The following is an 11023-nucleotide window of genomic DNA, read 5'->3' on the forward strand; positions in this document are numbered from 1 at the left end:
TTGCAATTATTTAAAACTGAAAGACTCACCAAAGTATGCACTTTTTGCTTCAATATTATTAACTAGATCAGATGGAGAGCCTTCTGCAATAATCTTGCAATTGCTCAAAATCATTGCAACATCTACACAAGCGAGTAAATCTCTTGCTTGGTGATCACATATACAGATAGTAATTTTTTTCTCATTTTGTAAGTTTACAATAATTTCTTGTAACATTTTTATTGTTAGGACATCTAGAGCTGCAAAACATTCATCTAAAAGAAGAACACTTGGATCACTTAAAAGTGATAGAGCAATAACTAATTTCTTTTTTTGCCCACCAGAAAGAAATTTCGCTTTTATGTTTCTTAAATTCTCTAATTCAAATTTACTAATTAATTCATTAATTTTGTTTTCTTCACTATTTTTTTCGTTAATAACAATTTCTGCGATAGCTTTTAGGTTTTGGTACAAAGTTAGATCGCTAAAAAAACCACCATATTGAGGAACATATCCAACTTTAAATTTTTTTGTTCTTAGATATATTGGAAAATCTACAACATTGGTGTTGTTGATTTTAATTTGACCGCTATCTGGCTTAATAAGTCCTGTTATTAAATTGAATATTGTAGATTTACCAACACCATTTGGTCCAAGCATTCCAAAAATTTCACCTTCGTTAATTTTAAAATTGATATTATCTAAAATTAATCGATTTCCATATGACAGGGATACATTTTCAAAAGAGATGATCGAATTAGGTTGCTTATATGATTTAATTCTAAATTTTTTTATAAGCGCCATTTAATTTCGACTTTCTATATTTACTTTATTTTTAGAATTGTGCATAAAAATTTTTGTATCTTTTGTTATTGTATCAAGTTCAACTACATCTGCTTTTAAAATATTAGTAGGGTTTGTGTAAACTACATTTTTTGAAATAATCAATAAATTTTTCTTCATTGAAAAGTCTAAATAATCCCCAGTAATTGAATTATCTTGATATTGAATTCTAACGTTCTGCGAGAAAATGGTATCATAATTTATTGTATTATATTTGCCAAAGTCAGAGACAACTGTAATCGTCTCATTTTTTTCAATTAAATTGATGAAAGCTTTTACATTTTTTAAAAAGATAATGTCACTATTATCAAGATCTATTTCGCCTTCATCAGCCAAAATTATATATTCATTTCCCTTTAGGTCTTTTGAAGAATATTTAATATCTTTAATAATATTTGAATTTGTAGAAATCTCTTCTTCAGCTTCTAAACTTATATTTTGATTATTTTTTTCTTTTTGGAAATAATTTGAATAAATGAAAAAAAAACTTACAGCTAATATAATTATGAAAATAAAAACTCTATAATTTATACTTTTCATTAATTAATGCTGGATTTTAATAGAGTATGAATATGAAGAATACCGATAGTTTTAAGTTTATTTTTTTTATTATGTACACAAAGAGAAGTAATTTTTTTCTCATTCATCAAGCTTAACGCTTTTACTGCTAATGAGTCTTTATCAATACTAATTGGATTTTTTGTCATAATTTCTTTTGCAGACACATTAAAAAGATTTTCTTTTTTTTCATTAAATCTTCTAACTTGCCCATCTGTGATTATTCCTTTAGTCCGTTTTTGTTTATCTTGAATAAGTAGAAATCCTAATTTTTTTTTACTTAATATTTGTAAACCTTTTTTCATATTTAGATTTTCATCAATAAAAGGAATTTTATTTCCTGTTAGCATAATATCTTCTACTGTTCTAAGTTGAGCTCCAAGACTACCTGCGGGATGTAATTTTTTAAAATCTAATTTTCCAAATTTTTTATATTTCATTGAACAAATGGCCAGAGCATCACCCAAAGCAAGCTGAGACGTCGTGCTAGATGTTGGAATTATGCCTTCAGCTTCAATTACTTGAGGAATTAAAAGTTTTATATCAGCTGTTTTATATAAAACTGAATCTTTCTTAGACACTATTCCTATCAAGAGAATTTTATTTCTGTTGGCAAATTGAATAATATTTTTTAGTTCATTTGTTTGTCCAGAATTACTAATTAGTATTAAAATATCATTTTTTGATATCATTCCAAGGTCACCATGAGAAGCTTCACTAGCAGCAAGACTAAATGATGGAGTTCCAACAGAAGCAAGAGTTGCTGCAATTTTAGATGCTATTAAACCACTCTTACCAACTCCGCACAAAATTACTTTTGATTGGCATTTTGCTATTTTTATTACTGCTTCACCAAAAGAGCTGTTGATACTTTTTTTTAATTTTTGAAGCGCTTTTATTTCTAAGTTAATTACATTGTTTGCTTCAGTTATGAATTTTTTTTTATTCATTAGTGCGACCAGATATCATCTCTAAATAATGCAAGATCAAGGTCAACCCTTGTTTTTAAAAATTTAAGACAATCTTCATAAAGTTGCATTCTATTTTCTCTTTCCAATATTTTTTTCAATTCATCATGTATTCGATGTAAATATATTACATCGTTAGCACAGTATTTTAGTTGTGCAGGTGTTAATTCACCTCCAAAATCTGAACTTTGAAATTGTTTGCTAATATCTATATTTATAAACTCTTTAATAAGCGTTTTTAATGAATGGTTGTCAGAATAAGATCTTGCAAGCTTTGATGCAATTTTTGTGTCTAGAATATTTTTAGTTTCTGTTTTTAAATAATATTTAATATGAGCCATATCTGCTCGTCCATAATGAAAAATTTTTACAATATTTTCGTTGCTTAATATTTTAATTAAATTAGGTGCTTGATAATTTTTTCTATCAAATTGAACTATATGTGCATCTGAGTTGCCAGAAGATACTTGAATTAAGCACAATGGATCACGTCTGACATTTAGACCCATGAATTCACCATCTATGGCAATTATATTGCCTAAATTTAAATCATCTGGTAGATCGTTTTTGTGAAGTTGAATATTATTACTCATTTTTAAACATATATATATGAAAGCAAAAAATTGTCTAATTTTTGGTGGTAGTGGCCAAATTGGAAGAAACTTAATAAGAAAATTAACTAAGAATAATTATAAAGTTACTGTTGTAACAAGAAACATTCATCAAAAAAGTTATGTTATCAAAACACAAGCTAATGCAGGCTATATTGATATTGCTGAAGCAAATATTTTTGATGAAAAAAAAATAAGAGAACTTTTTTCAAAAGCAGACATATGCATAAACTTAATTGGTATTTTGTTTGAGCAGAAAAAAGGAAATACGTTTGATAATATCCATTCAATATTCCCTTCTTTATTAGCAAAGCTCTCAAAAGAATATAATCTAAAACATTTTATTCATTTATCCGCATTAGGAATTAATGATGCATTGGATTCCGACTATGCAAAAAGTAAGCTTGATGGTGAAAACAAAGTTTTAAAAAATTTTCCTTTGGCAACAATACTAAGACCATCTATTGTCTATTCTGTTGATGATAATTTTACTACAAACTTTATGACTTTACTGAATAGACTTCCTATTTTCCCATTATATTATGAAGGCAAGACTAAGTTTGCTCCTATTCATTGCTCTGATTTAACAGATACAATTCATTATATTATTTCAAATAATGTTTATTCAAAAATAATTGAATGTGTAGGACCTGAAGAAATTAATTTTAAAGAGCTTCTTGAAAAATTATTAAATTTGATTGGAAAAAAAAGATTACTTATACCCCTACCTCTACCAGTAGCTAATTTTTCTGCAAGATTTTTTGAAATTATGCCAAAACCTTTGCTTACAAGAGATCAATTAAGACTTTTAAAATATAATAATATTGCTTCAGGTAAGTACAAAACTAATTCTGATATAGGAATTCCAAGTTTAAGGTATTTTGATCAAGAGGTAAAAAAATATTGTTATATGTGGAGAGAAGGCGGTCAGTTTTCTACAGAAAAATATAATTCAGAGAATGATTTAGATATAAAAGCTAATTAACAAATTAAGCTGACTGTATTTTCTTTTCAATAAATTCTGGAACTTCTTCTTTATCAGTTACTTCTTCTTTTTTACCTTTAGGCTGATAAGCATATAGAAGATGTAGTTTGCAGTATGAAAAATCTTTTAAAGAAGATCTTCCACAAAAATAAAATGATTTCTCATCTGGATGACCTATTGGCCATTTGCAAGAATGTTCATCAAGTTCTTCCAATTGTTTTGGGTTTTCTGGCTCAAAGTCTTTTTCAATTATTAAAGATTTAAATTTACTTTTTCGTCCTCTTCTAGATCTAATATTTTTTTCACTAATTGTTTCTTCAAAATTTTGATTAGAAGTTGCAGATCTTGTCTTAATTTTTGCAGATAAATTAAGTCTATGTGCTTTACCAATAACTGCATTTCTACTAATACCACCAATAATCTCAGCTATTTGGCTTGCAGTATTTCCTTTGCCCCAAAGCTCTTTTAATTTTTGTACTTTTTCTTCAGTCCAGCTCATATATCAATATGTTGTATTAAAATTTTTAAAAATAACAATATACTGTTATAAAAATTAATTAAACAATCAAAAAATAAGAGTTATCAACACGATTTACAAGAAACCAACTCACCAGTTTCAATCATAACTTGTATCTATTAATTAAAATTTATAAAAACAAAATTTATTTATGAGCAATCTAGCTAAAAATTATAATAGAAAAAAAATTTCATTTAGTCATGGAAAGGGAAGTTATTTATATTCCACTGATGGAAAGAAATATCTAGATTTTGTAAGTGGTATAGCTGTAAATTCATTAGGCCATGCACACCCAAAATTAGTAAAAACAATTAACAAGCAATCAAAAAAACTTTGGCATGTTTCAAATGCTTTTCAAATTCCAGAGGGAGAAAGATTAGCTAAAAAATTATGTAAAAATACTTTTGCAGATTTTGTCATGTTTCAAAATAGTGGGGCAGAAGCCACTGAAGCTGCTATAAAAGTTGCTAGAAGATATTTTTTTTCTATAGGAAAACCAAATAAAAATAGAATTTTATGTGTAAAAAATTCATTTCATGGAAGAACTCTGGCAGCAATATTTGCAAGTGGTTCTAAAAAAATGACAGAAGGATTTGGTCCAAAAGTAAATGGTTTTGATCATTTTGATTTTGGCAATCATGAATTATTGAAAAAAAAAATAACCAAAAACACTGCTGCAATCATGGTTGAAACAATAATGGGTGAAGGTGGTATTAAAGTTATTCCTGATTGGTGCTTGAGAGAATTAAGAAAATTATGTGATAAAAAAAATATATTATTGATACTTGATGAGGTTCAGTGCGGAATTGGAAGATCTGGTGATTTTTTCGCATTTGAAAAATCTAAAGTTAAGCCAGACATTGTACCAATTGCAAAAGGAATTGGTGGCGGTTTTCCAATTGGAGCAGTTTTAATGAATAAAAAAGTTGCTATTGGTATGGTGCCAGGCACACACGGATCAACATTTGGAGGAAATCCTTTAGCAATGTCAGTTGGTAATGCTGTTATGGATATTGTTTCAAATAAGAAATTTTTAACAAATGTAAAAAATTTATCAAAACATTTCATATCAAATCTAAATAATATTAAAGATAAGTATCCTAAAATTATTAAGCAGATTAGAGGGAAAGGTTTATTAATCGGAATTCAACTTCAAAAAGATCAAACATTATTTATAAAAAAACTAATGGATAATAAACTTTTAACTATACGTGCTGCTGAAAATGTGGTTCGTATTCTACCACCATTAAATGTTAAAAAAGTTGAAATTAATCAAGCTTTAAAAATTATTAAAAAAGTATGTGAAGAGTTAAAATAATAATGAAACATTTTATAAATTTAAAAGATATACCTGCTAAAGACCTAAGAAAGATTTTAATTGATGCAAAAAAAAGAAAAAATTTAAGAAAAAAATTAAGTACACTTGAGCTAGATAAAGGAGCACCTTTAAAAGGAAAATTGCTAATACAGATGTTTGAAAAATCAAGTTTAAGAACTCGATTAAGCTTTTATTTAGCAATAAAACAACTTGGTGGCGGAACCTTAACTTTACGTTCTAACGAATTACACTTAGGTCAAGGGGGCGAAAGTATTGCTGATACTGCTAAAATTCTCTCAACATATGGGGATGGATTTATGTTGAGAACTGATAGTGATAAAAAAGTTGAGGATTTTAAAGATCATCTATCAATACCAGTAATTAATGGTTTGAGTCCATCTTCTCATCCAACCCAGGTTCTATCAGATGTTTTTACAGTTGAGGAAATAACAAAAAAACCTATTTCTAAATTAAATATTTGTTGGATAGGCGACTCTAACAATGTTTTAGATAGTTTAATTGCGGCTTCAGTTAAATTTTCATTTAAATTGAAAATTGGTTGTCCAAAAAAATTTGAACCAGGACAACAAGTCAGAAATTGGGTTAAAAAAAATAAAAAAAAAATATTTATATACAATGACCCTAAAAAAGCTGCAGTGGGAGCAGATGTAATTTTTTCTGATAAAGTAATTTCTCTAAATGATAAAGTTAATAAGAAAAATAAAATACAAGCTTTCAAGAAATTTAAAATAAACAAAAAACTAATGAGCTTTGCAAATAAAAATTGTATATTTTTACATTGTTTGCCTAGAGGAGATGAAGTTAGTGAAGAAGTTTTTCTAGGAAAAAATTCTCATGTTTGGCAGCAAGCTCTAAATAGAGTTCACGTACAAAAAAGTATTTTATTATATTGTTTTGGGAAACTAAGGTAGAGGTACTGGATTATCTGAATTCTCATTTAAATATTTAATTACTGATGCTCTATCACTCTCTTTTCTAAGTCCAGCATAGGCCATTTTGGTTCCCTTAATATATTTTGCTGGCTTTTGAAGAAAACCATTTAATTCCTCAAATGTCCATTCTTTGTCATAAGCTGCTAATGCTTTTGAATACTTATAGTCTTCTATAGATCCAACTTTTCTTCCCACCACGTTGTAGAGAGCTGGCCCTATTGCATTTTTTCCACCTTTAATTATTGAATGACATGCTGCACACTTTTTAAAAACTTTTTCACCAGTTGCTATATCTCCCATTGCCATTAATGCTGCAATATCTATTTTTTCCTCTTCTTTTGCAGAACTAGAAGTAGATACAGTGGTTGCATTCTCTATTTCAACTGTATAGCCAGGAGTTTCAGGCTTCTCCACATAAAATATAGCATCAGATAGTTTACCGATTCCTATAACCAAAAGAGCAACTATTAATACTGCTGCAATAATCTTATTTATTTCAAAAGAATCCATTTTTTTTTTTATTATGAGATTGAACGTATAACACGTTAAATAAAAAAATCGCTAAAATTTAATGTATAAATTTGCCTCTCTCATTAATTAATGGTTAAATAAATCAAAAATAATGAAAACCATAATTATTATACCCTCAAGAATGTCTGCTACCAGACTTCCAGGCAAACCTTTGTTAAAAATTAATGATTTATCAATTATTTCTCATGTTTGCAAAAGAGCATCAGAGGCAAATATTGGGGATGTTTATGTGGCAACAGAAGATCAAGAAATTGTTGATGATGTTAAAAAAAATGGTTTTAAAGCTATTTTAACGAGCAATAAACATAAAACTGGGACTGATAGGATTTATGAGGCCTATAAAAAACTAAATATAAAAAATATTGATTTGATTATGAATTTACAAGGAGATGAACCATCTATTAAAGTTGAAGATATAATTAGCTTAAATCAAAAAATGATTGTCCATAAATCAAAGATAGGCACACTTGCAGCCAAAATAAAAGATCAGAAAGATTTGGAAAATGAAAATGTTGTTAAAGTATTAACAGAAAAAAAACTTGAGGATAATAATTTTTCTAAAGCTAAGTCATTTAATCGAATATCTAAAAATATCAGTAATACTTATCATCATATTGGTATTTATTGTTACGCTGCTGATACACTTGAAAAGTTTGTAAATTTAAATCAAACAGAAAATGAAATTAAATTTAGACTAGAGCAATTGAGAGCTTTAGATAATAAAATTGATATCAATGTAAGTATAGCCAATTCAAATCCTATAGGGGTTGATACCGAGGAAGATTATCTGGCCTTGAAAAAAATTATGGAATATAAATCGTTATGAGCAAAATATATTTCCAAGGAACTTATGGTGCGTATTCACATTTAGCCGCTCTATCAATTGATCCAGATGCTGAGATTATACCTTGTAAAACTTTTGATGATTGTTTTAATAAAGCTTCCGAAGAGCATGAGTGCAAGATTATAATTCCTGAGTCTAACAGAATTACTGGAAATATAGGAATTGAATATTTAATTTTTAAACACAGATTAAATATTTATAAGGAACACTTTCAAAAAATTGAACATAATTTACTTGGACAACCTGGTGTAAAACTAGAAAGTATCAAAGAAGTATATTCTCATGCACAAGGTTTATCTCAATGTTCAAATTTCATTAAAGAAAATAATTTATCTGAACATATAAGAGCAGATACAGCTGGATCTGCAGAAATGATTTCTAAAACAAAAGATCCAAAACAAGCTGCAATCGCATCTTCATTAAGTGCTGAAATTTATGGATTAGAAATAATAAAAAAAAATATAGAGAATGAGACTGGAAACTTGACTAGATTTTTAGTTATGGGAAAAAATATTTCTCAACCTGAATTTAAAGATAAAAAATATATAACCTCTTTTTTGTTTAAACTTAAAAGTAAACCAGCAGCCCTCTACCAGTCACTAGGAGGTTTTGCTATAAATGGTGTCAATTTAACAAAATTGCAAAGTTACCCAGAAAAAAATAGTTTTGATTCATATTTTTTCTTATGTGATTTAGATGGACATATTGAGGATTTAAAAGTTCAAAAATCTTTAGAAGAGTTAGGTCTTCACTGTGAAGATTTTCACGTTTTAGGTGTGTTTGAGGCAGATACCCTTAGAGAAAAAAAATAATATTCTTTTCTTGTGGATTAGAAATTTTAACTGCTATAATAGATCTGGAGGCTAGAGGTGGATGCTGCTTGAACCCGACCAGATCTTAACGGAAGCAGTCGTAGAGACAGTTATTCAGGTTCTAGTCTCCTAAATTATATAAATATGAATAATAATTCTAAAGTATTAGCTTTAAAATATAGACCTCAAACATTTGATCATCTCATTGGTCAAGAAGTAGTAGCTGAAACAATAATTAATTCTATTATAGCAAATAAGGTTCCTAACGCTTACTTATTTACAGGAATTAGAGGGATAGGAAAAACGACAACAGCAAGAATTGTTGCTAAAGCACTTAATTGTTCAAATGGAATAGAAAATTTATGTGAGGAAAATTATTGTGAACATTGTGATGCGATTAGTAATTCAAGACATATTGATGTTCTTGAGATGGATGCAGCTAGCAAAACAGGTGTAGATGATGTTAGAGATTTAATTGAATTTTCTAGATATGGACCAACTACAGCAAAATTTAAAATTTTTATCATCGATGAGGTTCATATGCTCAGTAAACAGGCATTTAACGCATTACTAAAAACATTAGAAGAACCACCCCCATATTTAAAATTTATTTTTGCAACTACTGAAATTAAAAAAATACCAATAACTGTAGTATCAAGGTGTCAAAGATTTGATTTGTCTAGAATTAAATCTTCAGAATTATTGGAATTTATAAAAAAAATAAAAGACAAAGAGAAAGGAAACATTTCAGATGATGCTTTAAAATTAATTGTTAAAATTTCTGAGGGTTCCGTTAGAGATGCTTTGTCGCTTTTAGATAGGGCCATGTTAAGTTTAGAAAATGACGTAGAATTAGATTTAGTAGCTGCACAAAAAATATTTGGATATTTTGATAAATCACAACTTATAGATTTATTTGAATTAATTTTAAAAGGGGAAGAGGATAAAGTAATTAATACTTATAGAAAAATTTATGACCAAGGTGTTGAACCAAAAGTATTTATAAATGATTTTCTAGAATTATTATATTATTTTAAAAATATAAATTCACTAAGTTTAGAAAGTACCAATTTTTCTCTAAATGATGATGAATTTGAAAAAATTAAAAATATAGAAAATCAAGTAAACCCAGATACGTTGATATTATTTTGGCAATTTACTATTTCTACCCTTGAGGAGCTAGATATTGTTTCCAATCAACATTTGTCAATTGAAATGTTTCTTATCAGATTGATGTATTTAAGCTCTACTAAATCTAAAACTAAAATGGATGATATTAAAGATTTTAATAATTCTAATGAAATTAAAGAAAAAAATCTGTCTTCTCCAACTGTAAATCAAATAAAAAATATTGCTCAAGAAGAAAAAAGCAAACCAGAACTCTCTAATGAAGTTAAGGCTGATAGCTCTTTAAAAATTAATTCTCTTGAAGGTCTAATCCAAATTTGTCTAGACAAAAAAGAAATTAAATTAAAATATGAATTAGAAAAAAATGTTAATCTAGTAAAATTTGAGCAAAATAGAATCGAGATATCCTTTAATGATAATTTAGATAAAAACTTTGTAAAAGATTTATCGACAAAACTTTTTGAGTGGACTAATGAAAGATGGATTATTACGTTTAGTAAGGCAAAAGGTGAAATTTCTATAAAAGATAAAATTGTTCAAAATAAAAAGTTATTGGTAGAAGAGGCAAAAAAATCAGATATTTTTAAAAAAGTAATTGATAATTTTCCAGATGCTGAGTTGATAGATGTAAGTTTAATTAAAGAAGGAGATTCAAATGACTGATTTTAGTAAAATTTTAGACAAAGCTAAGGAACTTGAAGCAAAAATGAAAGAGAGCCAAGCAAAAATAAAAGAGATAAGAGTTGAGGGAGTTTCTGGGTCTAATTCGGTAAAAATTGTACTGGATGGAGAAGGTGAGATGCAAAAAATTAATTTATCGGATGAAATAATGAAAGAAGATAAAACAATCATAGAAGATTTAATTGTTGCCGCTCATAACAGCGCTAAATCTCAGCTAAAATCAAAAACAACTGAGGAAATTTCAAAAGCAACAGGAGGCTTTGGAGTACCTGGTTTTAAGTGGCCTTTATAATAA

The 11023-nt window shown here is 27.8% G+C and carries 13 protein-coding genes; 7 read left to right on the top strand and 6 right to left on the bottom strand.

Annotated features, from left to right (window positions below; all coding sequences use genetic code 11):
* Positions 1–6 precede the first annotated feature (6 nt).
* Genes ACTTAR_RS05975 through ACTTAR_RS05990 form a run of 4 tightly spaced genes read right to left on the bottom strand, consistent with a single transcriptional unit; the run spans position 7 to position 2941 of the window.
* A complete protein-coding gene (locus tag ACTTAR_RS05975; RefSeq protein ID WP_440697963.1) occupies positions 7–783 on the bottom strand; it encodes an ATP-binding cassette domain-containing protein in 777 nt (258 codons plus the stop codon).
* On the bottom strand, positions 784–1362 hold the full coding sequence (locus ACTTAR_RS05980) for an LPS export ABC transporter periplasmic protein LptC (protein WP_440697964.1): 579 nt from the start codon (positions 1360–1362) through the stop codon (positions 784–786).
* Positions 1362–2330 (bottom strand): KpsF/GutQ family sugar-phosphate isomerase, encoded by a 969-nt coding sequence (locus ACTTAR_RS05985; protein WP_440697965.1) that lies wholly within the window; start codon positions 2328–2330, stop codon positions 1362–1364. The genes ACTTAR_RS05980 and ACTTAR_RS05985 overlap by 1 nt, the downstream gene beginning before the upstream one ends.
* Positions 2330–2941 (bottom strand): ribonuclease D, encoded by a 612-nt coding sequence (locus ACTTAR_RS05990; RefSeq protein ID WP_440681237.1) that lies wholly within the window; start codon positions 2939–2941, stop codon positions 2330–2332. The genes ACTTAR_RS05985 and ACTTAR_RS05990 overlap by 1 nt, the downstream gene beginning before the upstream one ends.
* Before the next feature lie 16 nt (positions 2942–2957).
* Between ACTTAR_RS05990 and ACTTAR_RS05995 the strand changes: the two genes are divergently transcribed.
* A complete protein-coding gene (locus ACTTAR_RS05995; RefSeq protein WP_440697966.1) occupies positions 2958–3944 on the top strand; it encodes a complex I NDUFA9 subunit family protein in 987 nt (328 codons plus the stop codon).
* Positions 3945–3948: 4 nt separating this feature from the next.
* On the opposite strand, the gene ACTTAR_RS06000 is transcribed toward ACTTAR_RS05995, so the two are convergent.
* Entirely contained in the window at positions 3949–4443 is a 495-nt protein-coding gene (locus ACTTAR_RS06000; protein WP_440697967.1) for a GcrA family cell cycle regulator, read from the bottom strand.
* A gap of 169 nt (positions 4444–4612) precedes the next feature.
* Here ACTTAR_RS06000 and ACTTAR_RS06005 point away from each other — a divergent pair, with 169 nt between their 5' ends.
* Positions 4613–5779: an aspartate aminotransferase family protein gene (locus ACTTAR_RS06005; protein WP_440697968.1), complete on the top strand. Its 1167-nt coding sequence runs from the start codon at positions 4613–4615 to the stop codon at positions 5777–5779.
* Between the two features lie 2 nt (positions 5780–5781).
* Positions 5782–6711, top strand: a complete 930-nt coding sequence (argF, locus tag ACTTAR_RS06010; protein ID WP_440697969.1) for an ornithine carbamoyltransferase — start codon at positions 5782–5784, stop codon at positions 6709–6711.
* On the opposite strand, the gene ACTTAR_RS06015 is transcribed toward argF, so the two are convergent.
* The gene (locus tag ACTTAR_RS06015) at positions 6703–7242 is read right to left on the bottom strand and encodes a c-type cytochrome (RefSeq protein ID WP_440697970.1); all 540 of its coding nucleotides are present in this window, start codon (positions 7240–7242) and stop codon (positions 6703–6705) included. The two genes, argF and ACTTAR_RS06015, sit on opposite strands and share 9 nt — an antisense overlap.
* A 112-nt stretch (positions 7243–7354) precedes the next feature.
* On the opposite strand from ACTTAR_RS06015, the gene kdsB reads away from it, so the two are divergent.
* The 4 genes from kdsB to ACTTAR_RS06035 all read left to right on the top strand — a co-directional run bounded on the left by kdsB (position 7355) and on the right by ACTTAR_RS06035 (position 11020).
* On the top strand, positions 7355–8089 hold the full coding sequence (gene kdsB / locus ACTTAR_RS06020) for a 3-deoxy-manno-octulosonate cytidylyltransferase (protein WP_440697971.1): 735 nt from the start codon (positions 7355–7357) through the stop codon (positions 8087–8089).
* Positions 8086–8919, top strand: a complete 834-nt coding sequence (locus ACTTAR_RS06025; protein ID WP_440681230.1) for a prephenate dehydratase domain-containing protein — start codon at positions 8086–8088, stop codon at positions 8917–8919. The genes kdsB and ACTTAR_RS06025 overlap by 4 nt, the downstream gene beginning before the upstream one ends.
* A 144-nt stretch (positions 8920–9063) precedes the next feature.
* Entirely contained in the window at positions 9064–10710 is a 1647-nt protein-coding gene (gene dnaX, locus ACTTAR_RS06030) for a DNA polymerase III subunit gamma/tau (protein WP_440697972.1), read from the top strand.
* A complete protein-coding gene (locus ACTTAR_RS06035; protein WP_440681228.1) occupies positions 10703–11020 on the top strand; it encodes a YbaB/EbfC family nucleoid-associated protein in 318 nt (105 codons plus the stop codon). Before dnaX ends, ACTTAR_RS06035 begins: the two co-directional genes overlap by 8 nt.
* The last annotated feature ends 3 nt before the right edge of the window (positions 11021–11023 follow it).

It is taken from the genome of Candidatus Pelagibacter sp. HIMB1709, from assembly GCF_052047635.1.
Classification (GTDB): Bacteria; Pseudomonadota; Alphaproteobacteria; order Pelagibacterales; family Pelagibacteraceae; genus Pelagibacter.

Excerpts from the sequence above, each read along its gene's own strand:
- ACTTAR_RS06005 (WP_440697968.1), top strand. The coding sequence starts at position 4,613 with ATGAGCAATCTAGCTAAAAATTATAATAGAAAAAAAATTTCATTTAGT.
- ACTTAR_RS06000 (WP_440697967.1), bottom strand. The coding sequence starts at position 4,443 with ATGAGCTGGACTGAAGAAAAAGTACAAAAATTAAAAGAGCTTTGGGGC.
- dnaX (WP_440697972.1), top strand. The coding sequence starts at position 9,064 with ATGAATAATAATTCTAAAGTATTAGCTTTAAAATATAGACCTCAAACA.
- ACTTAR_RS05985 (WP_440697965.1), bottom strand. The coding sequence starts at position 2,330 with ATGAATAAAAAAAAATTCATAACTGAAGCAAACAATGTAATTAACTTA.
- ACTTAR_RS06015 (WP_440697970.1), bottom strand. The coding sequence starts at position 7,242 with ATGGATTCTTTTGAAATAAATAAGATTATTGCAGCAGTATTAATAGTT.
- ACTTAR_RS06035 (WP_440681228.1), top strand. The coding sequence starts at position 10,703 with ATGACTGATTTTAGTAAAATTTTAGACAAAGCTAAGGAACTTGAAGCA.
- ACTTAR_RS05980 (WP_440697964.1), bottom strand. The coding sequence starts at position 1,362 with ATGAAAAGTATAAATTATAGAGTTTTTATTTTCATAATTATATTAGCT.
- ACTTAR_RS05975 (WP_440697963.1), bottom strand. The coding sequence starts at position 783 with ATGGCGCTTATAAAAAAATTTAGAATTAAATCATATAAGCAACCTAAT.
- ACTTAR_RS06025 (WP_440681230.1), top strand. The coding sequence starts at position 8,086 with ATGAGCAAAATATATTTCCAAGGAACTTATGGTGCGTATTCACATTTA.
- kdsB (WP_440697971.1), top strand. The coding sequence starts at position 7,355 with ATGAAAACCATAATTATTATACCCTCAAGAATGTCTGCTACCAGACTT.
- ACTTAR_RS05995 (WP_440697966.1), top strand. The coding sequence starts at position 2,958 with ATGAAAGCAAAAAATTGTCTAATTTTTGGTGGTAGTGGCCAAATTGGA.
- argF (WP_440697969.1), top strand. The coding sequence starts at position 5,782 with ATGAAACATTTTATAAATTTAAAAGATATACCTGCTAAAGACCTAAGA.
- ACTTAR_RS05990 (WP_440681237.1), bottom strand. The coding sequence starts at position 2,941 with ATGAGTAATAATATTCAACTTCACAAAAACGATCTACCAGATGATTTA.